At 48.8% G+C, this 24,405-nt stretch carries 20 protein-coding genes and 1 tRNA gene; 7 read left to right on the top strand and 14 right to left on the bottom strand.

Annotated elements, in window-relative coordinates; translation table 11 throughout:
- Positions 1–42 precede the first annotated feature (42 nt).
- The 8 genes from STSP1_RS08215 to STSP1_RS08180 all read right to left on the bottom strand — a co-directional run bounded on the left by STSP1_RS08215 (position 43) and on the right by STSP1_RS08180 (position 7,698).
- Positions 43–930 carry a PEP-CTERM sorting domain-containing protein gene (locus tag STSP1_RS08215; protein WP_085755894.1) on the bottom strand — a complete coding sequence of 296 codons (888 nt, stop codon included), beginning with the start codon at positions 928–930 and terminating at the stop codon, positions 43–45.
- 82 nt (positions 931–1,012) lie between these two features.
- The gene (locus STSP1_RS08210) at positions 1,013–1,948 is read right to left on the bottom strand and encodes an SUMF1/EgtB/PvdO family nonheme iron enzyme (protein ID WP_085755893.1); all 936 of its coding nucleotides are present in this window, start codon (positions 1,946–1,948) and stop codon (positions 1,013–1,015) included.
- Between the two features lie 220 nt (positions 1,949–2,168).
- The gene (locus tag STSP1_RS08205) at positions 2,169–3,392 is read right to left on the bottom strand and encodes an IS4 family transposase (RefSeq protein WP_085754774.1); all 1,224 of its coding nucleotides are present in this window, start codon (positions 3,390–3,392) and stop codon (positions 2,169–2,171) included.
- 162 nt (positions 3,393–3,554) lie between these two features.
- A complete protein-coding gene (locus tag STSP1_RS08200) occupies positions 3,555–4,232 on the bottom strand; it encodes a PEP-CTERM sorting domain-containing protein (protein ID WP_085755892.1) in 678 nt (225 codons plus the stop codon).
- Between the two features lie 78 nt (positions 4,233–4,310).
- A complete protein-coding gene (locus STSP1_RS08195) occupies positions 4,311–5,255 on the bottom strand; it encodes an SUMF1/EgtB/PvdO family nonheme iron enzyme (protein ID WP_085755891.1) in 945 nt (314 codons plus the stop codon).
- Positions 5,256–5,306: 51 nt separating this feature from the next.
- A complete protein-coding gene (locus tag STSP1_RS08190) occupies positions 5,307–6,206 on the bottom strand; it encodes a PEP-CTERM sorting domain-containing protein (RefSeq protein ID WP_085755890.1) in 900 nt (299 codons plus the stop codon).
- Between the two features lie 86 nt (positions 6,207–6,292).
- A complete protein-coding gene (locus STSP1_RS08185) occupies positions 6,293–6,940 on the bottom strand; it encodes a PEP-CTERM sorting domain-containing protein (protein ID WP_085755889.1) in 648 nt (215 codons plus the stop codon).
- 83 nt (positions 6,941–7,023) lie between these two features.
- On the bottom strand, positions 7,024–7,698 hold the full coding sequence (locus tag STSP1_RS08180) for a PEP-CTERM sorting domain-containing protein (RefSeq protein WP_085755888.1): 675 nt from the start codon (positions 7,696–7,698) through the stop codon (positions 7,024–7,026).
- Between the two features lie 800 nt (positions 7,699–8,498).
- On the opposite strand from STSP1_RS08180, the gene STSP1_RS08170 reads away from it, so the two are divergent.
- From STSP1_RS08170 to STSP1_RS08155, 3 genes are all read left to right on the top strand, one after another.
- Positions 8,499–8,572, top strand: a tRNA-Arg gene (locus tag STSP1_RS08170).
- Between the two features lie 259 nt (positions 8,573–8,831).
- A complete protein-coding gene (locus STSP1_RS08165) occupies positions 8,832–9,599 on the top strand; it encodes a tetratricopeptide repeat protein (RefSeq protein WP_085755886.1) in 768 nt (255 codons plus the stop codon).
- A 425-nt stretch (positions 9,600–10,024) separates the two neighbouring features.
- On the top strand, positions 10,025–10,726 hold the full coding sequence (locus STSP1_RS08155; protein WP_085755884.1) for a hypothetical protein: 702 nt from the start codon (positions 10,025–10,027) through the stop codon (positions 10,724–10,726).
- A 529-nt stretch (positions 10,727–11,255) separates the two neighbouring features.
- Here STSP1_RS08155 and STSP1_RS08150 read toward each other — a convergent pair.
- Together STSP1_RS08150 and STSP1_RS08145 are read right to left on the bottom strand one after the other, a co-directional pair.
- A complete protein-coding gene (locus tag STSP1_RS08150) occupies positions 11,256–12,020 on the bottom strand; it encodes a heavy metal-binding domain-containing protein (protein WP_085755883.1) in 765 nt (254 codons plus the stop codon).
- Between the two features lie 238 nt (positions 12,021–12,258).
- Positions 12,259–12,534: a hypothetical protein gene (locus tag STSP1_RS08145; protein WP_085755882.1), complete on the bottom strand. Its 276-nt coding sequence runs from the start codon at positions 12,532–12,534 to the stop codon at positions 12,259–12,261.
- A gap of 840 nt (positions 12,535–13,374) precedes the next feature.
- Here STSP1_RS08145 and ligA point away from each other — a divergent pair.
- Entirely contained in the window at positions 13,375–15,360 is a 1,986-nt protein-coding gene (ligA, locus tag STSP1_RS08135) for an NAD-dependent DNA ligase LigA (RefSeq protein WP_085755880.1), read from the top strand.
- 21 nt (positions 15,361–15,381) lie between these two features.
- Complete coding sequence (locus STSP1_RS08130; protein ID WP_085755879.1) at positions 15,382–16,902, top strand: right-handed parallel beta-helix repeat-containing protein; 1,521 nt, start codon at positions 15,382–15,384, stop codon at positions 16,900–16,902.
- Between the two features lie 6 nt (positions 16,903–16,908).
- On the opposite strand, the gene ribD is transcribed toward STSP1_RS08130, so the two are convergent.
- The 3 genes from ribD to STSP1_RS08115 all read right to left on the bottom strand — a co-directional run bounded on the left by ribD (position 16,909) and on the right by STSP1_RS08115 (position 19,095).
- Positions 16,909–18,021, bottom strand: coding sequence for a bifunctional diaminohydroxyphosphoribosylaminopyrimidine deaminase/5-amino-6-(5-phosphoribosylamino)uracil reductase RibD (ribD, locus tag STSP1_RS08125; protein ID WP_085755878.1), 1,113 nt, complete (start codon positions 18,019–18,021; stop codon positions 16,909–16,911).
- A gap of 76 nt (positions 18,022–18,097) precedes the next feature.
- Positions 18,098–18,274, bottom strand: coding sequence for a 4Fe-4S binding protein (locus STSP1_RS08120; RefSeq protein ID WP_085755877.1), 177 nt, complete (start codon positions 18,272–18,274; stop codon positions 18,098–18,100).
- Positions 18,275–18,504: 230 nt separating this feature from the next.
- Complete coding sequence (locus STSP1_RS08115; protein WP_085755876.1) at positions 18,505–19,095, bottom strand: DUF2179 domain-containing protein; 591 nt, start codon at positions 19,093–19,095, stop codon at positions 18,505–18,507.
- 439 nt (positions 19,096–19,534) lie between these two features.
- Between STSP1_RS08115 and topA the strand changes: the two genes are divergently transcribed.
- On the top strand, positions 19,535–21,994 hold the full coding sequence (topA, locus tag STSP1_RS08110; RefSeq protein WP_085755875.1) for a type I DNA topoisomerase: 2,460 nt from the start codon (positions 19,535–19,537) through the stop codon (positions 21,992–21,994).
- A 23-nt stretch (positions 21,995–22,017) separates the two neighbouring features.
- Complete coding sequence (locus STSP1_RS08105; RefSeq protein ID WP_085755874.1) at positions 22,018–22,977, top strand: AEC family transporter; 960 nt, start codon at positions 22,018–22,020, stop codon at positions 22,975–22,977.
- A gap of 58 nt (positions 22,978–23,035) precedes the next feature.
- Here STSP1_RS08105 and STSP1_RS08100 read toward each other — a convergent pair whose 3' ends face one another.
- The gene (locus tag STSP1_RS08100; protein WP_085756688.1) at positions 23,036–24,364 is read right to left on the bottom strand and encodes a replication-associated recombination protein A; all 1,329 of its coding nucleotides are present in this window, start codon (positions 24,362–24,364) and stop codon (positions 23,036–23,038) included.
- Positions 24,365–24,405: the final 41 nt, after the last annotated feature.

Raw genomic sequence — 24,405 nt, 5'->3', positions numbered from 1 at the left:
TCCAAAAATAAGTTTTAAGTTGTAGGTTATATGTTCTAAGTTTTATGTTCTTCTGCGGCGGATGAAGAGGCCGCCGAGGCCGAGAAGAGCCATCGTCGCCGGCTCGGGGACGATTGTAAGCTCACCGCCATCTACCTGATAATCCACGTCTTCAGTGAGCGCAGAATAATCCACATAATCCGAGCCGTCCCAGAGATTGAGGTTTATGGTTGAATCATTGAAGGCATCAATATTCCCCAGAAAGCTGCTCATATCATCCCCACCCCATTTAAGTGCTAAACTCCCGGAAAGGCCTACGTTAATTGTAAATGTCCCTTCATAGGCATAGATATTTCCTGCATCAACTATTCCGTCTTCTATGGTCATAGAGGAGGAATTGTTATCATGATAAATCGCAGATGCTGATACAGTACCGCTGCCTGTGATTGTAAGGCTGCTGCCTTCAGCATTGAAAGAATCATTCATACGAATTCTTCCAGCCGACACGTCTCCGCCGTGAACGGTCATAATTCCCTGAGACTGATATCCTACCTTCAAGCCCTCAGTAACGCTGAGAGAGGCTCCGTTTGAGACAGATAACTCTCCGCTATCAAACTTACCCACGGAAAAAATGTTAGTGTTTGTAAAATCTGTACTGCTTCCAGCAAGAACCATTTCACCCTCGCCGTTATTGCCTACATTAGTATTATAAACCGTTTCAGAACCGCCGTCCCCGGTAAGTTTGCCCCAGCTGTTGTATCCAATCTGCAATCCGTCGTCTGAGTCAACATCAGACCAATCATCTATTGCATAAGGACTTGTCTCATTATCTCCGTCCCAGTCTTTCATTGCATTGCTGCCTTCAAATGTGTACGCACTGAAGGCGGGGGCTGCAAGAAGCAAAGCGATTAGCACAGACAAACACATCAAATTCCTTAAATAACACATCATTTTTGTTCTCCTAGTAAAAATAAGTTTTATGTTCTAAGTTATATGTTCTAAGTTGTAAGTATTAAGTTTTAAGTTTTAAGTTTTAAGTTCTTCTGCGGCGGATGAAGAGGCCGCCGAGGCCGAGAAGAGCCATCGTTGCCGGCTCGGGGACGGAGGCAACACGAAAACCTGTGTCGTAGTACTCGTTGTTCGGGCCGATGTCGTAGCGGTCGGAAGAGGCGAGGTAGCCGTCGTAGCTGGCGTAACCGCCGCCCCGGATCCCACGCGAACTGCCTGCGCCGAAATTTTCATCGCTGTATGGGCTTTCCATCCACTCCCACACGTTGCCCATCATATCGAAAGTACCGTTGAGCTCCTCGCTGCCGCTGCCGACATCCCACGGCTCACCAACAGCTTCATCATAGTTAGAATCATCGCCGGCTTGCGGCACAGAGCCGTTTGTCGTGGCGTATGTCTGGATGCTCTCTCCGTTCCAGTATGCCGCCTTCACCCATTCATCCTCTGTGGGCAGGAAGAATTGGGCGTCCTTATGGCGGTAGAGGTTTGTTCCGCCTGCCGCCTCTGCTTCGCTCCACGTGCTAAGGGCGTAGCTGCTTTCCCCCTGCGTGCCGGTAAACTTATACGCCGCCTGATGCCCCTTGCTTGTGTTCAGATAGTTTACGAACTGAGCAGCCTCATACCAGCTTACGTAATTTGTCGGCACGCTGGAACCTGTCCAATATGGATTCATGTCATAAGCGGTTGGCGGCGTTCCGGTTACGTCTCCGTACTCCGCTTTGAATTTGCTCCACTGGTCGTTGGTTACCTCGTAAGTACCCATACGGTAGTTGTAGCCCGGGTCAACAAACGTTTTCCCGCTGCCGATACTTGTTCCGTTGGCGCTGCTCGCATCTCCAGAGATATCAACAAAGCTCAGCGTAAACTGATTATCCCCGCTGCCGAAATTTTCGCTGTACGCCCCAAGGCCTGCCGAAGCGATAAGGACTAGCGCCGCCAAATACAAATACACATTCTTCATTTTTGTTCTCCTAGTAAAAATAAGTTTTATGTTTTATGTTCACAGCCATCCCATAGGTCCATAGATTTATCGTTGAGGGCTTGTTTATTGTATTAAAACGCCCTTTTCCTGAAGGATTTCAATCACCCCAGTTTGCATTTTTTTGGCTATTGTTCAATTGTCAGTTATTTGCTCAATACTGCCCACTCTTTTTTCACCTCTTTCTTTGCGTAAAATCTTGCTACATATTAAAACCTGGCAAATAAGCCTGCTGAGGGCTTGCAACCATACGCGGTGAACCACGTGCTGTCCCACAGGCAGCCATAACGCTAAAAACATCCAGCCGGCTGAATAATACACCCCTCAGCAAAGTAAACAATCGACTGAATGTTCCTTTCCATTTGCCGAGGAAACCTATATACCGTATTAAAATATAAGCAAGCATTGCCGTCCATACTTGCCATAGAATCGCTTCTTGGCTATGCCCTAGGAAATCGCTTAGCTGCAAAGTCTGCTTTATTTGCTTGAAAAACACCTCTATGCCCCATCGGCATTTATATAGGCCGCAGATACTGCTCGGCGCCCACTGAGTATTGTTAGTGATAAATTTCATAAGCTTTTTCTCGCCGTTAACTTCCACATAAGCCTTAACCAAACGGAGCTGCTTCGGGTAGGCCTCATAGCTTTTCGGCATTTCAAGTTCAATTAATGCATCGTATTGGATATCACCTTTTGGTTCTGTATTCTGTTTAACAAAACGATATTTCATATTGTCTTTGGCTCTGGTAACCCAGAATAATTCTCGCCTGTCAAGATCAGCCAGATGCTTAAAATCCACGTAAGCCTTGTCAAAAACCGCTATTTCGCCGCTTTTAAGGTTCTGACAGAGCTGATAAGCCTCTGTCGAATCATGGGTTGAGGCTTCTTTTACAATAGCAAATTGAGGCAGGAATGTCTGGAGATTAAGCTGCATGTGGCACTTTGCAGCGGCTTTGCGTCTGCGATGTTTAGCCCAGTCAATACAGTTGGCTACAAGCTGAATCGTTGTTGAATCAACCGCATATATTGCTCTCTTAAAACGCCTTGGAAGGCCGGAGTATTTATGACCTCTGCCAAAATTAGGATGCTGGGCTTGGATATGGGACAGCACCTCCCAGAAGAGAGTCTCTGCCATACGAGGATCTCGAACCCTGTTTGCATGAGAAAGCCCATTCCTGCTTGGTGGGGTTGCACGGCGAATAGGAATCAAAGCTCCGGAATGATTACGCAATGTGTCGGCAACGTCGTTCAGCGAGAGGCTGTGAGCAATCTGGACATGAAGCATAGATACAATGTGAGACCAGCACGAAAATGTTCGTGATTGCTTGTCAATACCGTAAAACCGGGATAATTTTGAAACAAGATAAGCAGGAATATATTGGCATATCTGCTTGAGAACTGTATATTGATGCTTAGCGGGTGTCATGAGTTACTCCTAATTTTTGGTTAGTTTGTTGAAATTAGTGTAACTCATACCCCGCTATTTTCAAAGAAACATCTTATATTTTGTTCTTCTATGGGATGGCTGTGTTTTATGTTCTAAGTTGTAAGTCCTAAGTTTTAAGTTTTAAGTTGTAAGTTGTAAGCTTTATGTTCTTTTGCGGCGGATGAAGAGGCCGCCGAGGCCGAGAAGAGCCATCGTTGCCGGCTCGGGGACTTCCTCAATAGTAAACTCGTCGGGGGTGAAATAAAAGGAAGTAGGAGCTCCCACGCCGTCCTTAAAGCTTAAGTATAAATCTCCGCTGGTAACATCGTATGTTCCTTCACGCTGGGCTAAGTATTCCGCTGGATTAACAAACTCTCCAGTGAAGGTGTTGGAAAAGCCTGTTACTTCAAGTTCCTTTGCTCCGGCACCATATAAAGAGCTTCCTTGGGCTGTTAAACCTGATGCTCCGTAATAGATATCTGAAACACTGACATTTTTCAAATCATCATCCTCAGCGATAATGAGCCCGTATGGGCCTGAAGCCCGCTCGTAGGTTCCGCTTAAGCCGTCGCCGGAAAAATCCGCTATCAGCATAGGATCAGATGCGTGGTATTCCTCCCAGTAATTTATGTTCTCTCCTCCGCCTTCTGCTGTTGTAAAGGAATCGTTGCCCCCGCCTGTAAAGCCGTCGTTAACCACCCATGTGAAGGAATAGCTTTCTCCCTGTGTGTATCCAAAGTTAGTGCTGTCAGCAGTTGCACTGAACGTAACCGATACATAAGCCGCCTGCACTGAAACAGCAGCCAACATCACTAAAGCGGCTGTTTTTAAATTTGCCATTAGGTATCTCCAAAAATAAGTTTTATGTTCTAAGTTACAAGTTGTAAGTATTAAGTTATAAGTTTTAAGTTGTAAGCTTTATGTTCTTCTGCGGCGGATGAAGAGGCCGCCGAGGCCGAGAAGAGCCATCGTCGCCGGCTCGGGGACGGAGGCAACACGAAAACCATTATTTGTTTCCTCATAATAATTATATAGGGTGCCGTAATCGGAAGAAGTGATCCAGTCATTACCACTATTATAAGCGTCGCCCCTGAGTAGGCCCCCATTGGAGAGTGTGTAACTACCATCGTGATCGTGAGGTTCCTCAATCCACTCCCACACATTGCCCATCATATCGAAAGTACCGTTGAGCTCTTCGCTGCCGCTGCCGACATCCCAGGGCTCACCAACAGCATTGCCGTAGTTAGAATCCTCTCCGGCTTGCGGCACAGAGTCGTCTGTCGTGGCGTATGTCTGGATGCTCTCTCCGTTCCAGTATGCCGCCTTCACCCATTCATCCTCTGTGGGCAGGAAGAATTGGGCATCCTTATGGCGATAGAGGTTTTCGCCTTCCCAAGCCTTGCCGGCTGACCAAGTGCCGAGAGTGTAGTCGCTTTCACCCTGCGTGCCGGTAAACTTATAGGCCGCCTGATGCCCCTTGCTTGTGTTCAGATAGTTCACGAACTGAGCCGCCTCATACCAGCTTACATTGTTAGTGGGAACGCTGGAACCGGTATAATATGGGCTTTCGTTATAAGCACTCAAATAATTGCCGGTTACGTCTCCGTACTCAGCTTTGAACTTTGTCCACTGGTCGTTGGTTATTTCATAGGTGCCCATACGGTAGTTGTAGCCCGGGTCAACAAACGTTTTCCCGCCCCCGCTCCTGATACTTGTCCCGTTGGCGCTGCTCGCATCACCCGAGATATCAACAAAGCTCAGCGTAAACTGATTATCCCCGCTGCCGAAATTTTCGCTGTACGCCCCAAGGCCTGCCGACGCTATAAGGGCCAGCGCCGCCAAATACAAATACAAATTTTTCATTTTTGTTCTCCTAGTAAAAAGTATTAAGTTGTAAGTATTAAGTCCTAAGCTTTATGTTCTTCTGCGGCGGACGAAGAGGCCGCCGAGGCCTAGAAGAGCCATCGTCGCCGGCTCGGGGACGATTGTAAGCTCACCGCCATTTACCTGATAATCCACGTCTTCAGTGAGCGCAGAATAATCCACATAATCCGAGCCGTCCCAGAGATTGAGGTTTATGGTTGAGTCATTCTGTGCATCAATAAACCCCAGAAAGCTCTCCATATCGTTATGATAAAACTGGCCAAGTTTTAAACTTCCGGAAAGGCCTACGTTAATTGTAAATGTCCCTCCATAAACAACTATACCATAACCATCAACAAAATCGGCTGTCCCGTCTTCAATGGTCATAGAGGAGGAATTGTTATAATGAGAAAGCGAATATGCATCTACAGTACCGCCGCCTGTGATTGTAAGGCTGCTGCCGTCCGCATCGGCAGAATCAGAATTATTCATAATAATTCCTCCTCCACCATTCACGTCTCCGCCGTCAACGGTCATAATTCCCTGAGACTCTAATCCTACCTGCAAGCCAGCTCTAACCAAGAGAGAGGCTCCGTTTGAGACAGATAACTCTCCGCTGTCAAACGCACCCACGGCAAAATCGTTATCGTTTGTAAAATCTGTACTGCTTCCAGCAAGAACCATTTCACCCTCGCCGTTATAGCCTACATAAGTATTATAAACCGTTCCAGAGCCGCCGTCGCCGGTTAGTTTGCCCCATGCGTCATGGCCAATATACAATTCATCGCCAGAGGAAACTTCTGACCAGTCAGAAACTGAAATTTCCTCCCCGCCTACTTCATGAGAAATTGCATTTCCGCCTTCAAACGTGTATGCGCTGAATGCGGGGGCTGCAAGAAGCAAAGCGATTAGCACAGACAAACACATCAAATTCCTTAAATAACACATCATTTTGTTCTCCTAGTAAAAAAGTATTAAGTTGTATGTTTTATGTTCTAAGTTACAAGTTGTAAGTATTAAGTCCTAAGTTTTAAGTTTTAAGTTCTTCTGCGGCGGATGAAGAGGCCGCCGAGGCCGAGAAGAGCCATCGTCGCCGGCTCGGGGGTGATGGTAACCGAATCCACATCTAAAACAGTCGAGTAGTTGACAGTCAGCCCTCCACCATCCAATACCTCATATTCGCCAAGGTAATCGGAAAAGTATTGCCAGGGGGTTTTGTAGGAAGTCGTGGTGTAATCAAAGGATTCTTCGGGAAGAACAATCTCAGTTAATACTATTTGGAATATTTCATCATCCTCGGGTGTAAACAGGTTCATACTTCCTGCTTCTACATCTGATTTAATATGCAGGCCGTTTGAATTGACAGTAATCCATTCCCATGGGTCTTGCGGCCTTTGGTAGTCCCCCGATACTCCTGAGCCATAGATATCTTCAACTACTGCTTCGGATTCAGGCAGATCGGTTTGCCACATATTCTGATATGTATTGTACATATCATAGTTCTGTTCTTCTGAACGCGAGCCGTTGAGAACAAAAGTGAAATCGTACTCCTGCCCGGGAGTGTATCCCCTATTATTATTGCTTAGAGCTGTGCCCGTTACAGTGATCACAGGATCGTAAGCGGCCGAAACAGAACACGCTGAAATTGCAATTACAACCGCCGCCAGAGGCAATAAATTTTTCATTTTTGTTCTCCTTGTAAAAAATAAGTTCTAAGTTACAAGTTGTAAGTATTAAGTCCTAAGTCCTAAGTTGTAAGTTCTAAGTTTTAAGTTCTTCTGCGGCGGATGAAGAGGCCGCCGAGGCCGAGAAGAGCCATCGTCGCCGGCTCGGGGGTGATGGTAACCGAAGTTGGAGTAAAATTTGCATAGTTCGAGTTTTCATTTGCAACTTCGAAAGAGCCGCTGATATCATACTCCCCTAAATAATCCGAGAAATACGCTTCGGGGGTTAAGTAGGTCTGGCTGGAAAAGTCAAAGCCGAAGCTGTCATCATAATCAACAAATTTGACAAGTTTCAAATAATCACCGTTTGGCGCAGTGATGTTTAGATTGCTGGAATCTGCCATTGCAGAAAGGTAGAATTCTGTGGTGTTATTGTAGAAATCATCTATATGATAAATGCCCAATTTATCTTTTGGATCAGAATCTGTCGAATCCGGCGTCTGATATTCACCTGAAACGCCTGAGCCGTAAATATCCAGAAACACAGGGGCTTGTCCTGTGAGCTCTGCATTCCAGAAGTTTTGAGATTGGCTGAATACATCGTCCGCCTGCTCGGTTCTTGAGCCGTCAGCAACAAAGCTGAAGCTGTAAGACTGGCCTTCCTGATAGCCTAATGCCGTTTCTGAGGCCTCGGCATTAATTGTAAACACAGGATTGTACGCCGCCAAGCTTGCAGAAGCCATAACAACCAGCGCCGCCAGAGGCAATAAATTTTTCATTTTCACACCTGCCAACTTTAATTCCACTAAACTTTATAAAAACTTATGTTTCTTAACATACCAAATTTGAACGCAGAATTCAAATTAAAATTCAGTATTTTTGCTGATTTTTTAAATTTTTGAAGGAAACGGAGGGGAGATATTTTTCAGCCGCTAATCCCCGCTGAGATTTATAAGCCACTAAGCAGCACTAAGGATTTACTAACCACTAATCTGCACTAATTTTTCACTAAATGATTTTGCCGCTCGCAATCCGCCGCAGGCGGACTTGCAGCTCTGCCACTTGCAGCTCTGCCACTTGCCACAGGCCACTATCTTTATCTCATCCTGTAAATCTTGTTAATCCTGTCTAATTTATCACATCCTCTCCGTTATCTCCGCTTCCTCCGATGTTTAACTCTCTTTTACATCAGAGAAAACATTTTCATAAATGAGGGAAAGCTCTCTGCCGGCAGAACGTTTCACCACAATACCAAACTCTTCTCCAATGTTTAAATTGATTTTTACACGGAAATAGTCAGCCTTCGGCGGACTCCACGTGCGGCTCTGATTGTCATTAGTATTACGCAGCGATTTCACAAAACGAGATATTTAAACCGAGCTACGCTTAAAGACCCGCCGCAGGCGCGGAAAATAAGTGGACAAAAGGCAGTGAGTAGGCATAAGTTTTTTCGCAGAATGGTGATTTGCATTCTGCCCAAAAAAATTGCCGCACACATCTTTCCCCGCTGCGAAAAGATTTTTTAAACATCACAATTGAATTTTAACGATTGTTTAATACAATTTCCCTTTCTGCTTAAGCGCTCGTAGCTCAGTTGGATAGAGCGTTGGATTCCTAATCCAAAGGTCGCAGGTTCGAATCCTGCCGGGCGTAGTTCCTCTTCATCCCCTCTCAAGCCCTTAAAAACGCCGTTTTCAGCCCTCTCAGGGTCGTTTTTACTGCCTTCAGCATTGCTTGATTTTAAGCTTATATCGTTCACCTCTTGCCGCCGAAAACGCCTTGAAGTGCGCAGTATGCAGAAAACCGGGCGGAAGCTTAAGCCGCATCACCGATGTGTTGTTATATAGAGTTTTAAAAGCTTCCAAATAAATGTATAATAAGCTTAATTAACGTTAATTGCAGGAACTGTAAAATGAATATCAATGACGAACAAGCTCGCTATGCTCAAGACATTGTTTATGAGGCAATGGAATGCGTTTGCGAAGATGGAGAGAAGGCGGCAAAACTCTGCCATAAGGCACTCAGCATTGATCTGGACTGTGTTGATGCAATCCTAATGCTTTCCGATCTTGAATCCGAGACGGCCGAAGAGCATATCGCATCGGCGCAAAAGGCTGTTGCAGCGGGGATAAGAGGCCTTGGCGAAGATTTTTTCGAAGAGGCAGTCGGCAATTTCTGGGGGATTATTGAAACCCGTCCCTTTATGAGGGCTATGGCCGATCTGGCAGAGTCTTACTTAATGCTCGGCAAAAAAGGGCATAGCACAGCTATTCAACTTTATGAAGAAATGCTCAAACTTAATCCTAATGATAATCAAGGCATTCGGTATTTATTGATCAGCTGTTATTTTAACACAAAACGCTACGCGGATGCCGGCAAACTGCTGGATAAATACGATGACGACGTATCGGCGTTATTTTTGTGGTCAAGAGTGCTGTATGATTATATCACAAGCGGCAAGGCTGAGGCCGAGAAGTCTCTTGAGCAGGCCGAATACTATAATCCCCACGTGCTGAAATACCTCATAGACAGAAAGAGACTGCCAAGCGATTCTCCTGTTTCTTATGCAGCAGGCGAAGAGTCTGAGGCTCAGTGTTGTGCAGAGATTCTCAAACCTTCTTGGAGGCTCCACCCCAAAGCCAAGAAATGGCTTAAAGAATATGAAGCGGGAAAGAGCTGAACGCCCTTAGCCGGCCTGAATGAAAAAAGTTCAGGGGCTTGTATTAGGTACTCCCCGCCCGCTCGATAATCAGAAATATCAAGCGGGATGATTTGGTGCGACGCCTCTCGATGAGGTGAGCGCTGGCTTTTTATTAGGCCCTCACGGGTTTATTTCCCCAGTGTTTGTCAGTGTCTGCCGGCGTGAGCGGGGGAAAACAGCAAAATTCAAAAAAATCATTACTCCTTTATTAGCAGCGGTTTGCGCAGCGCACAGCGCCCCTTCCTGCAGGTAATCTCCGCGCAAAATATTAACATTCAGCCAAGGGTGAGAGGCCGTTTTTAATAAGAAGCTATGGCAGATTGAAAAAATTTTGTTTTTAGGCCTCCCGTTCAATCTGTCATAAACCTTTGAGAAATCGGAAATACGTTAAAGAGGAGAAGGAAATGATCAGCTACATCAAAATCGAATCGGATATCCTGAATCTGCCCGTTGGCAGTGCTGAGAAGATAGTGCTCGCCGCTGGAAGGCTGCCGAAGGGCTGCAGAATGTCCAACGCCCAGCTCGCCCGAATCTGCGGCGTCTCGGAGCGTTCTATCTCAAGGATTGTCTCTGATCTGTCTTGCGGGGGGTTGATTGAGATAAGAGAAGCCGGCAGGAACCGGGTAATTGAAACCACTGATTTTCAAGAAAAATTACAGATAGACAAATTGGCACATAGACAGATTGGCTATAGTCAGAGCGGCTTTGAACATAGACAATCTGGCGTGCAGCATAGACAGATTGGCGAGGATCATAGACAAATTGTCCACCATAATTTAAAAAGTAAAAGAAATAAAAAAGAAAAGGCGGCGTCTCGAACAAAAGAGCCTTCCGGAGGGGCTCTTTGTTCTTCGCCTTCGGAAGAAAAAACTTCCGGCCATGGCGGGAGAGAGAAAACTCGCGGGGATATCGGGGATTTCACGATGAAGGAGTTTCGTGAGTATATTGCCGATAAGCTCGGGATGAAGCCGGGCTGGGAGAACTACGCCGGCAGGGCATACGAGCTTCGGATTGCGATCTTCACCGCAGGCAGCAGGGAAAACGCCCAATTCCTCGAATGGGTGCGGAAGAGGCGGGCATCCACGTGCGGCTCTGATTCCCGTTAGTATTACGCAGCGATTTCACGAAACGAATATTTAAACCGAGCCACGCATGTAGGCCCGCCGCAGGCGGACAGGCTCGGTATAAATCAAATTTACATTGGAGGGGATATTTTCATAAATGAGGGAAGGCTCTATGCCGGCAAGTACGCTGCCACCGCAATACATAATCCTGCTCTGATGTTGGAGATATTTTTTTTGACAGAGCCAGTCCGCCTGTGGCGGAGAGATAGTTTGCCTGCGGCGGAGAGGGAATTTTTCAGCCGCTAATCTCCGCTAATTTTTCACTAATGATATTGCTACTTGCCATCCGCCACAGGCGGACTTGCAGCTTGCCGCAAAAAATCTGCGAAATCCGAGTAATCTATGGATTATATCATTCTCCCTCCGTGATCCTCCGCTCCCTCGGTGGTTGAAAAAACGCAGCAATCGGAAAAGAGACTTGGCCGCTTTTTTTTCTACTAAATATCTATTGAACAGCCGTGTACCGAATTGTACTTTGGCGGTTGAGGACTGCTATTAAATATTGAGTACCCTACTTCCTACTTGATTCTTTTTTTAGTATATTTTCTAATCTTTTTATTTCTTCCATTGAAGAAATTAATTCAGTTAATTGGTTAGCCCTGTATTCTTCTAATACCTCCTTGGTATTTTTTAGTTGAACAGCAGTACCTGTCATACAAACCATTAGCATTCCTGTCGTTTTTCCCACAGAAGAATAATCTATATCTACAGCAATAATAGCATTGGCGTTTAAATTAACGGCATTTACGCGGAGTATCTGTTTGCAGAGTTTTTCGCTGTCTTTTATTTTTTGGTTATACGTTCCAGATGTTGCCCCAAAGAAATCAGTAAATGAAGAAGCTATGTCGGAAATAAAACCAGTACCTGAAACTGTCTGTGAAGTAACTATATCTAATACATTGTAGTCCCAATTTTGAGGAGAGTGAGTTGATACTATAGGGACTTGATTTAATAGGGTCCTACCAGCCTCATAAAGTTCTTTAATTTTATCCCTAATTTTATTAATTGTATTATAATATGGATTAGTTCCACATTTTTGACACATTATACTAAAATTTTTTTCGTTAAATTCATTAATTAAAGCAATTGAATTTTGACTCAAAAATGCGTTTTGTTTTTTGCCTTCTAATACAATAGGTTCTCCACAGTTAGGGCATTTATCCAAAATTGGTATTTTAATTTTTTCGTCGCATACGGGGCAACTAATTGTTTGACCAATCTTTGAATATTTAGCTTTTAATTTATGACTGCAAGTTGGGCACTTAAACGTAATCACAATGGCCTCCTAATAAACCTGTCCATTTTATAGTTTCATTCACGTATAAAGTTTTCTAAATATTTACATTAGCTTGGTAATACTCTTTTTAATTATAAGACGCTCTTTTATGCGTGGGGCTTGTAGTTCTGGTAGTCCGTCCGACACTTGCTTTCATTCAACCAAAAAGAAATGAAGATAATTACTTATCAAATTGACTTTTTAATTTTCAGCCTTCTTTGGCTTGCCGTTGTCGCTATTATACCACTTCCCTGGTTTCGAATTCAATTCCCCCAACCTTTGACGCGAGGAAGTTGTAAATTGCGATCATTATTGAAAGAAAAACAAAGCCCATGACAGATAAAATAATGGGCATAAGCAGGAAAGGTATTACTGCGATTTTTTGCTCAGTCTGGTTAGCAAACAGCACGATGAATAACCCTGCTAAAGCGGGCGGCAGGCCGAAGAAGAAGTATAGAAGCGCTACCACCTTGCTGCTCTGAAACACTGATACTCTCGAGATCTGTTTTTTCATTTTGCTTCCTTTTGCAATCCAACAATCTTTATTTGTCCGCCGAGGAGCCTGCTTATATAATCGATATTCACAATATATCATACTGGATTTATGGTTCAAGTAAAAAAGATTAGTATTTTCGTTTTATTTGCAGCATTATTTTGTGGCAAAGCTTTTTTCCGGCCACTAATCGGCACTAATTTATTGCTAATGATTTTGCCACGGGCCAAAAATCTATTCGCTTGTTTTCTGCCTCCGGCGGACAGGCTCTTCGCCTTCGGCGGACTCTGCGCACGGCTCTGATTAACACTTCGCTGCGTGAAATCTTTGCGAAAAACTAACGAAGACCGAGCCACGCATGTAGCCCGCCTTCGGCGGACGGAATAAGTGGACAGCAGATGCCCAACACAGACAGGCCGCAACATTTACGAACTGAGCCGGCAGCGAACAGCGTAATAAGCTAGCGGCAAGTGGGAAGTCTTTTCGCTGCATGAGCTTAGCGGGTCTGCCACGGCGGATGTCGGGCCGCTGTAGTAAGTGAAATCTTGTCGCTGCAGGAAAACAGACACTCACAGACACTCACGGATAAGCACAGGGAATCACGGACAGCAGATCGAAGGGATAAGCGGGAGTCCGTATAAGTCCGTGATAGTCCATGCAGGCAAAAGCGATCGGTAAGCGGGAAATCTTCTCGCCACACGCCGCTTGCCGCAAAAAATCCGCGAAATCGGTGTAATCCGTGGATTTTATCTGTCTGAGCAATCTGCGGATTGAATCCAGCGGAAGACAGCTTGCTTAAAGCTGCAATCTGGGGTATTATTTTCGTTTGTCGGCAGAATAATATATAGCGCAGGTGAATAAATGGACTTAAAAGCAAAAGCGAAAGATTTACGAGAGCAGATCCGCAGGCACGACTACCTCTACTACGTACTAAACAGCCCGGAGATATCGGATTTCCGCTACGACGAGCTTTTCAGGCAGCTCAGGGAGATAGAATCCGCCCATCCCGAGCTCATAACGCCCGATTCGCCCACGCAGAGGGTATCCGAGGCCCCGAGCGAGGGTTTCGAGCGGGTTCGGCATCTCGTTCCGATGCTCAGCATAGACAACACCTACGAAAGCGCAGAGCTCCGCGCATTCGACAGCCGCGTGCGCAAGGGGCTTGGCAGCGACAACTACTCCTACACCGTGGAGCTGAAGATCGACGGGCTTGCGATAAGCCTGATATACGAAAACGGAATCTTCCAGCGCGCTGCCACCCGCGGCGACGGCGAGCAGGGCGATGATGTAACCGCAAACGTAAAGACAATCCGCTCGATCCCGCTGAAGCTGGATAATCCCGCTGCGGGGAGGTTTGAGGTTCGGGGCGAGGTGTTTATGTCTTTCAGCGCGTTCGAGAAAACCAACAAGCTCCGAGACTCGCAGGACAAGCAGAGATTCGCAAACCCCCGCAACGCCGCCGCCGGCTCGCTGAAGCTGCTCGATTCGAAAGAGGTGTCTAAGCGGGAGCTTTCATTCTTCTGCTACGGGCTTGCCGGCGCGGAAAACTTCTCCGCTAAGGGGCACTTCGCTGCCCTGAACAGGCTCAAAGAGATGGGGCTTCCGGTGAATCCGGAGGCAGCAGAGGCCGAAAATATCGAGCAGGTTATCGAGATAATCCAGCTCTGGGACGAGAAACGCAAGACACTCAACTACCCCACAGACGGGATGGTGATCAAGGTTGACAGCTTCGAGGCTCAGCAGAAGCTCGGGGCAACGGGCAGAAGCCCCCGCTGGTGTATGGCGTATAAATTCAGCGCAGAGCAGAAGCAAACGAAAATTATCTCCGTTGATGTGCAGGTGGGCAAAACGGGCATCCTCACCCCAGTGGCAAATCTTGAGCCTGTGGAGCTTGCCGGTACAACAGTCCGCAGGGCATCGATGCACAATTTCGATGAGGTGGAAAGGCTGGATGCCAGAGTTGGCGATACTGCGCTAGTGGAGAAGGCCGGCGAGATTATCCCGCAGGTGGTGAAGGTGCTCAAAGACCATCGCCCCGAGAGCAGTGAGAGATTCCTGCCGCCGGAGCAGTGCCCTGTATGCGGAAGCAAAACCGCCAAAGACAAAAACGGCGTGTATCTGATATGCACCAATCCGGGCTGCCCTGCAAGGCTCAAGGGAAGGCTCGTTTATTTTGTGGGCAAGGGGCAGATGGATATCGACACGCTCGGCCCGGCAGTGATAGAGCAGCTTATAGATAAGGGGCTCGTGAAAGATTTTTCAGATTTGTACGGAATTTCTAGAGAAGATTTGACATCCTTAGATAAGATAGGCGATAAAAGCGCCCAAAACATACTCGCCTCGATTGAAAAGAGCAAAGAGATTCCGCTTTGGCGGTTTGTAAAGGCGCTCGGGATTAGGTATGTCGGCGGGCAGAACGCCGAGATACTCGCTGAGCAGTTTGGCTCGCTTGAGGCGATTATGAACGCCTCAGCGGAGGAAATGGAAGCGATAGACCAGATCGGCCCTGTTGCGGCGGCGAGCGTGAAGGAATATTTCGCAGATGCCGAAAACAGGGAAGTAGTGAATAAGCTGCTGGCTCGGGGCGTTAGGCCGTATGTACAGCAGAGCGAGCAGGAAAAGCCGCTTGCCGGGAAAACATTCGTGGTAACCGGAACGCTCTCGCAATTCACGAGGGATCAGGTGAAGGAATTTATCTCGCAGAATGGCGGGAAGGTTAGCTCCAGCGTGAGCTCGAAAACAGACTACCTCCTTGCGGGGGAAAAGGCCGGCTCGAAATTGAAGAAGGCCGAGAGCCTCGGGGTTGAGATTATAGATGAACAAAAGCTAAAAGAAATTTGCAGTTAAAAATAGATTAAGGCGGTTTTTATGATTCGATACACACTCATCCTGCTTATGGCGGCATCAATAAGCCTTGCCGCAGACTACTATGTAAACAGCAGTGAAGGCAATGATTCAAACACGGGCAAAACCCCCGAACAGGCCTTCAGAACGCTTGAAAAGGCTAATTCCATAAAACTCAAGCCCGGCGATAAGCTGCTTTTCAAGGCTGGCGAGAAGTTTACAGGCCATTTCAAGCCTCAGGGCTGCGGCGAAAAGGGCAAAAAGATATATATCGGCAGCTACGGCGAAGGCGATAAACCCCTCCTGGCCGCCGGCGGGAGATTTCCCGAAGCCGTTCATCTTTTCAATATGGAATACGTTACGCTGGAAGGGCTCGAGATAACCAACACCGGCAGCAAGCCTGAACCGGGCAGAAGGGGGCTCCGGATAGAGCTCAAAGACTTCGGCGAGGGAAACGATATCCGAATCAGCGACCTGTTCATCCATGATGTAAACGGCAGCAAGTATAAGAAGAAAAAAGGCGGCGGATCTGCAATCATCTGGCAGAATCACGGCAAGGAAAAGAAAACCCGCTTCAACGGGCTTGTAATCGAAAACTGCCGTTTGAAAGACTGCGTCCGAAACGGCATAAACTCCCGCGGCTATACCAACCGGAATAACTGGCATCCGAGCCTGAATGTGGTGGTTCGTGATAATCTGCTTGAGGGCATCCCGGGCGATGGGATTGTGCCGCTGGGATGCGACGGAGCCCTTATCGAAGGAAACGTTATGCGGGACTGCCCGAGAATGCTGGAGAAGGGCGATGCGGCCGCGGGCATTTGGCCGTGGTCTTCGGATAACACGGTCATTCAGTACAACGAAGTATCCGATCACAAGGCCTGCTGGGACGGCCAAGGCTTCGATTCAGACTGGAACTGCCGCGGCACGATAATCCAGTACAACTACAGCCACGACAACGAAGGCGGCTTCCTGCTTATCTGCTGCAACGGCAAGGCAGCCAAATCCAGCAGGATCAACGAGGGCACAATAGTACGCTACAATATCAGCATAAACGACGGGCTGCGCACCGAAGGCCACGCCGCCGGCTTCTCGCCAACTTTCCACATCACCGGCCCAGTTACGAACACCAGAATATACAACAATCTGATTTACGTGCCCCGCAAGAGCTCCAAAGAGATAGACCGAACGATTGTGGAGATGGACAACTGGGGCGGGCCGTACCCTGAAAATACGCTCTTCGCCAACAATATTTTCTATGTGGAAGGCGAGGCAGATTTCGTTATGGCGGGCAGCAGGAAAACCAGATTCTTGAACAATCTGTATTCAGGCGAATTTGAAAACCGCCCTGAAGACAGCAAAGCGATAACCGAAAAGCCCCGATTCAAGGGCAGTATTAAAGATGAAAACGGGCTCTGGAATCCGCTGGGCTTCCAGCTCGCTCCCGATTCTCCGGGCGTTGAGGCTGGAATGTATATCAGCGGCAGCGGCGAGGAAAACTACAAGGGCGATAAGCTTGATTATCCGATAAACGTCGGGCCGTTTTAAGCCGGCTCAAATCTCGCTTACAGGGCGGGTTAGAGCGGTGAGCCGTATATCTTCGCCGAATGGAGTGAATTGGCTGTGATAGAGACCGCTTCCGGGGAGCCCTGCCATTGCTTTAGGTAAGCTGTCTTTCCCCGCAGAGCAGAGCATCTTAGGGGCAGTGTATATCCATAATTCATCTGCAAGCCCGCAGCGGATGAATTCGGTGAGCAGCTCCGGCCCCGCCTCCACCATCACCCTCTGGGCATTTTTTGCGGCAAGCTTATCCAGCACGCCCCGAATGCTGCATCGGCCATTCTCATCCCTCTGCGCCTGGACAACATTAACTCCGCAGTCGGTGAGCGTTTGAATCTTTTCCTGATCCTCAGAGAGCGTAAAAATCGTAAGCGGGGCAGCGTCTATGCTCTGAGAAAGCCGCATATCAGCGGTTATTCTAAGCTTTGAATCGAGGATAATCCTGTGCGGGCTTCTGCCGTGAGAGGGCCTTGCGGTAAGCAGCGGATCGTCTGCCAGGACAGTTCCGATTCCTGCGAGGATATAATCGCAGCTCCTCCGCAGCCTGTGCACATTTTCCCTGCTCGCTTCGGAAGTGAGCCATAAATCCTGCCCTTCGGGGCTTGTTTCGCTCATATATCCATCAATGCTCTGCGCCCATTTGAGGATAACCCACGGGCGGGAATGCCTGCTCTGCTTGATGAAGGCCGGGTTCAGCAGCTCGGCCTGCTCCCTGCAAACCCCCGCTTCAACCTTGATCCCAGCCTTACGCAGCATATTGAACCCCCTGCCGGCAACCTTCTCGCTCGGGTCTTCCATTGCAGCTATCACCTCGGCAACCTCCGCCTCTATCAGCGCCGCTGCGCAGGGCGGGGTTTTCCCGTAATGACTGCAGGGCTCAAGGGTAACGTAAACCGAGCAGCCGGAGGGGCTCAGCCCCTTAAGGCGGCAGTCTTGAAGGGCGTTTATCTCCGCATGCTCTTTGCCGAAATGTTTATGCCAGCCCTCACCTACAACTTCACCCTCGGGATTAACTATAACGCACCCTACAAGAGGATTGGGCTCCACACTCCCGAAACCGCGTTTGGCCAGCTCAATCGCCCAATGCATATACTGCTGGTATGCCATTATTTTCGCTCCAAAAAAAAGGGACAACCCCCGTAAAGATTGCCCCTTGAAATGCTGTTTCTAATCATCGAATGGATTATTCCATCGAGATTGCCTCTACCGGGCACTCATCAACGCACGCACCGCAGTCGATGCAAACATCCGCATCTACTTCGGCCTTGCCGTTGTCGTCCAGAGAGATCGCTTCAACAGGGCAGGCATCCACGCACGCCCCGCAGCCCGTGCAGGTTTCTTTATCGATAACTGCTGGCATAATTAACATCCTTTCAAAAAATTAAGTTAATTCTCATTCTTCTTTTCACATTCAATCTGTGAACAAACCTATATATACAACAAACTTCAGATTGCGCCAAACAAAAAAATACAAATTTTTCTCAAAAAATTTCAAGCTCATCTCTCACCCGCCCCTCAACCGCTCTGATTAGCCAAAACAGCGGTTTTCAATTGGCGGAAAATGCTTGTGCTGAGCAGCTTTTTTTAAGCTTATTTTCCCTTCCTGAAGAGGCGGTATGGCAGGGAGGCGCGGTAGAATGATGTTGGGTATTTAGTGGGGAAAATCCCCTCGCGCACGCTGCCCACATCTCCCACGCTGTAGAACGCCTTTGGGTGGTGTTTGTCTATAAACTCTATAACCTTTTTGAGGTCTTTCTTCTTTATCACGGAGAATACGATTTTCACCGGCCCCTTTGCTCCCCGGCCGTCTAAAACGGTGAATCCGTAGCCTTCGTGCTGCAGCTCTTCGAGCAGCAACTGGCAGTTTTCCACAATCAGCACACGCAGCATCACCTTCCCCAGAGCCATCTTCTCGGCAAGCAGGATGCCGATATAGCTGCCCGCAGCAAATCCGCCGGCATAAGCAATATACGAAATCGGATTGTTCAGATTCTTCATCACTACGCCCATCGCCAAAACCCATACCAGCATCTCGAAAAAGCCGACCAGCGGAGCAAGCCTTTTCATGCCCTTGGTTATGAAAATCAGACGTATCGTGCCGAGCCCCACATCCGCTACGCGGGAGAGGAAAATCAGCAGCGGCATTACAAAATGGGTGAATAAATCAAATTCAAATGTCATATCTCTGCCTCGCTTTCTTGATTCCTAAACAGAAGGCGGGTATGCTAACACCATAACGGCGGAATGCAATATGAAAAAGTGTAAATTAAAAAAAAGCCGGCGGATATTTTGCGGCCGCTAAACTCCGCTGAGATATATAAGCCGCTAAGCAGCTCTAAGATGCACTAAGGGGATATTTTTTAGACGGGATTTTTCAGCCGCTAATCTCCGCTAATTTTTCACTAATAATTTTGCCACTCGCCATCCGCCGCAGGCGGACTTGCAGCTCTGCCACTCTGCCGCTCGCAGCTTGCCGCGAGCCACAAAAAATTGTCGCACACCCAGCTTGCAAGCTTGCTCAGGTTATAGAATTTCCTTGACAAACCGCAGGAATGTTCTTATTTCTCTGCCCTTAAAAAACTCTACAGGCCTAAAAAGGAAGGGCATTTAGCTTTCTATTATGAAAAATCTTGTGATAGTTGAGTCGCCGGCGAAGGCGAAAACGATAAATAAATATCTCGGCTCGGAGTTTGAGGTTAAGGCCTCAAACGGGCACATCCGCGACCTGCCCAGCAAAGGGATAAATGTGGACATAGAAAACGGCTTCCAGCCGACCTACGATATAACTCCGGGCAAGAAGAAGCTCGTCGGCCAGCTCAGAAGCGCTGCGAAGAAATGCGATAATGTGTATCTTGCCACAGACCTCGACCGCGAGGGTGAGGCGATTGCATGGCATCTGGCCAAGGTTTTGGGCGTTTCGGATGAACATACATACCGCGTTGTTTTCAATGCGATAACGAAAAATTCCATCAGGCAGGCCTTCGCAGATCCGGGTAAGCTGGATATGGCGAAAGTTAATGCCCAGCAGGCAAGGCGAATTCTCGACAGGATCGTGGGCTATCAGATAAGCCCTCTGCTCTGGAAGAAGGTTGCCGGGGGCTTGAGTGCTGGGCGCGTTCAGTCTGTGGCGGTGAAGATAGTAGCCGAGCGGGAGAAGGAGATCCGTGCGTTCAATCCGGAGGAATACTGGCTGATTCCCGCAGTTTTCACCACAGATTTAGACCAGACCAGCAACGGGCAGCATAAATACGCCGAGAGCTGGGAGCAGCTGAATGCCGGCGAGAAGAAGCCCAGCCGCGCTGAGCTTGCAGACTGGTTCGAGCAGCACAACGCCTTCAAGGCCGAGCTTGCCCGAGTTGGCGGGAAGAAATTCGGAGCGAAAAACCAGCAGCAGGCCGAAGAGATATTTCACTCTCTCAGCGGGCAGGATTTCACAGTCAGCAGCGTTGAGAAGAAGGAATCCAAATCACGCCCCCTGCCTCCGTTTATCACATCCACGCTTCAGCAGGCCGCTTCAAACCGCAGCGGCTTCGGTGCAAAACGCACGATGCGTATAGCCCAGAGCCTGTACGAGGGCGTTGACCTCGGCGGACTTGGAACAATCGGCCTGATCACCTACATGCGTACAGACAGCACATACCTCTCGCCCGAGGCGCTCAATGCAGGGCGAAAGTATATCAGCGAGCAGCTCGGGGCTGATTATCTGCCCGATAAGCCGAATTTCTACGCCTCCAGCAAGGCCGCCCAAGAGGCGCACGAGGCAATACGCCCAACAGACCCGTCAATAACCCCGCAGCAGGCAAGGCCGCACTTGAGCGACGAGCAGTTTAGGCTCTACGACCTTATCTGGCGGAGATTTATCGCCTCACAGATGACGCCCGCAAAGTGGTTCATTACGTCTGTAAAGGTATGCGCGCAGGCGGAGGTTGGCGAGTGTGAATTCAGGGCTTCCGGAAGGATGCTCGCATTCGACGGGTTCACGAAGATTTGGCAAAACCGTTCCACAGAGCAGCAGCTTCCCGAGATGAGAGAGGGCCAGAAGCTCGCAGCGGCTGATCTAAGGCCCGAGCAGCACTTCACAAAGCCGCCTGCAAGATACACCGAGGCCTCGCTTGTGAAGGCTTTGGAGAAGGAAGGCATCGGCCGGCCGAGTACGTATGCATCGATCATCTCCACCATACAGGACAGGAAATACGTGGAGCAGATAGACAAGAAGCTCCGCGCCACCGACCTCGGGATTGTGGTAACAGAGAAGCTCGAAGACTTCTTCCCGGAGATTATGGACATCGCATTCACCCGTCAGATGGAGGAAAACCTCGACGGAATCGAAGAGAAAAACAACGACTGGGTGAGGGTGCTGGAGGAGTTTTACGGGCCTTTCAGCAGCCGGCTTGAGCAGGCGAAGGAACAGATGAAACACGCCAAGGCCGAAACCACCCCCAGCGATTACAACTGCCCCGATTGCGGGGCGAAGCTCGAATACCGCTTCGGGAAGAACGGCAGATTCCTTAGCTGTTCGAAGTATCCGGAGTGTAAATATGCCTGTCCGTGCGACTCTGAGGGCAAGCCTGTGAAGGAGGAAAAGAGCGGACACAAATGCCCGAACTGCGGCAAGGATATGGTTGTGAAAACCGGACGCTACGGCAAGTTCCTCGGCTGCGAGGACTACCCGAAATGTAAAACGATTATGAAGATTGATAAGGAAGGCAACGTGCTTCCGCCCGCCCCGCCGCCGGAGCCGACGGGGATCAGATGCCAGAAGTGCAAGAACGGCGAGCTTGTGGTGCGGCAGAGCAAACGCGGGCCGTTCCTCGGGTGCAACAAGTTTCCAAGGTGCCGGAATATAATCAGCATCAAGATGCTTGATAGGCTCAAAGAGCTTCAGAACGAGGGCGTTTGGCCGCCTGATACAATCGAAGAGGCTGATGAGATCCTCGGCAGGAAGAAAACCGCCGCAAAGAAAAAAACAGCCAAAAAAACAACGAAGAAAACAACCAAGAAATCAACGAAGAAAACAGCCAAGAAGACCGCTAAAAAAACAACAAAAAAGACTTCTGCTAAGAAGAAAACTTCAGAGTAGCTGCGGATTAACGGAACTTTACTATGAACGCAGAAGCCCTGCAGCATATTCTGAATATCATATCGCCCATATTTATAATGATAGGGCTCGGCGCGGCTCTGAAGGCGTGGAACTTTATCACCGACGACCTCGCAGAAGGGCTCAACAAGCTTGTGTTCTGGGTTGGCATACCGGTATTTCTCTTCTACAAGATTGCCGCTGCGGAAAAGAGCTTTTCGGACGTGCTGAATCTCTACTATGTGGTGATGATAGGGGTTGGCGTTTCGATTCTCGCAGCGCTTCTGCTGTCGCTTGTTCTCAAGTTGGACAGGCCATCGAAAGCGGCTTTCCTTCAGGGCTCGTTCAGAGGCAACATACTCTTTATCGGCCTGCCGCTCGCTGTTTTTACGTTTGCCGATCAGGGAGCTGGCAAGATCGAGGAGATTGAGGAGCTTGTGCTTTTGTCTATCTCGCTGCTCACTCCGAGCTTCAATCTGATTGCGATATTCCTGCTTGTTTCCACAACCTCAAAGATTGACATCGCCTTCCCTGCGAGGGTAGTGAAGCGGCTTATCAAGAATCCGATTATCATTTCTGTGCTTTGCGGGCTGGCCTACGCTCAGGTGTTCGATTCGATACCTCTGCCTGTGGAGCGGAGCTGCCGGATTATCGGGCAGATGACCCTCCCGCTTGCGATCCTCTCGATCGGTGCGAATATTGTGGCCTCGAGGGGGGCTTCGGATTTCAATACCGCATTCCTTGCGTCTTTGATAAAGGTGGCAGTAGGGCCGGCAGCCGGCTTCGCTGCGATATACTTCCTGTTTGATATGCAGTATGAACAGCAGGTGATAGCGATGCTCCTGCTGGCCTGCCCAACGGCTGTAAGCTCGTTTGTGATTGCTGAGCAGCTCGGGGCGAATAAGAATCTCGCCGCTGCGATTATTGTGGTTTCCAGCATCCTCGCCGCCGGCTCCACGGCCGGTGTGCTGTATCTGCTTCAGTAGCGTGTGGCGAGTGGCAAGTTTGACATTGCAAGCGGCGGGGGCTGGTCGGCTCTGTCGTTTATTGGTGATTCGAATCGAGGATCGCCCTGTTTCTCTCGAGGATTTCGCGAATCTTTTTCTCCCTGCCGGAGTCTGCTGGGTTGTAATATTGTTTTCTCTGATCTAAGCCCGAGTAGTTCTGGGGCACAATTCCCCCAGGGTAGTCGTGGGGGTATTTGTAGTCCATTCCGCGGCCGAGGGATTTAGAGCCCTTGTAGTGGGTGTCCTTGAGGTTCTGGGGGACATCAGCTATCCTGCCGTTTTCAACATCAGCCACCGCCTCCCACACTGCCTTGGCAGAGGCGTTGGATTTGGGGGCGCAGGCCAGATACGTTACAAGCTGTGAAAGCGGAAGCTGAGCCTCAGGCAGCCCCACAAACTCCGCCACCTGCACAACCGAGGCCGCCAGCACTGTGGCGAAAGGGTCTGCATTGCCGATATCCTCAGCCGCACATACCGCCGCACGACGAGCAATAAAGCGGACATCCTCGCCGCCGGCAATCATCCTCGCGAGCCAGTAAACAGCGGCATCCGGATCCGAGCCGCGTATGCTCTTCTGCAGGGCGCTTGCGATATCGTAATGCGAATCGCCCTTGCGGTCGTAGGCCACCTGCTTTTTCTGCACGGATTCCCGCACGTCCTCTAACGATACCTCGCCGGAGCCGGTTTTTTTGCTCAAAACCGCAACCTCAAGGGCATTCAGGCTCCGTCTGGCATCTCCATCGCAAATCTCTGCGATAAAATTGATTGCGTCTTTCGAGATTGATAGATTCGTATCGCCGAGTCCGCGGCGATTATCCTTCATCGCACGTTCCAGAAGCTTTTTGATATCGTCTTCTGAGAGGGGCTTGAATTCAAAAAGGGTGCTTCGGCTGATGAGCGGGCCGTTTACCGAGAAAAACGGATTTTCCGTAGTGGCTCCGATTAGGATTATGATTCCATGCTCCACCTCGCTGAGCAGGCTGTCCTGCTGGGTGCGGCTGAAACGGTGTATTTCATCGAGGAAGAGGATAGTTTTCGCCTTAGAATTTATGAGCCTGCTTTTTGCCCGCTCTGTTATGCTGCGAACGTCTTTAACGGAGGCAGAAGGGGCGTTGAGGTATTCGAAATGGGCGTTTATCGTATTCGCTATCACCCTTGCGAGGCTCGTCTTGCCGGTTCCCGGAGGCCCGTAAAATAAAACACTCGTTAGACTGCCTGCATCAAGCATACGCCGCAGCAGCTTCCCCTCGCCGGCGAAATGGCTCTGACCTGCAAATTCGTCTAAATTCTCAGGCCTCATCCGAACCGCAAGAGGTGCATTGGAGAGGATTCTTTCTTCTTCCTGCTTTTTGAACAATTCATCCATAGCCAAGATTATAAAGCGGCGAGCGGCAAGTGGCAAGGGGA

Source organism: Sedimentisphaera salicampi (assembly GCF_002117005.1).
Lineage (GTDB): Bacteria > Planctomycetota > Phycisphaerae > Sedimentisphaerales > Sedimentisphaeraceae > Sedimentisphaera > Sedimentisphaera salicampi.
This window is presented reverse-complemented; position numbering and strand designations above follow the sequence as displayed.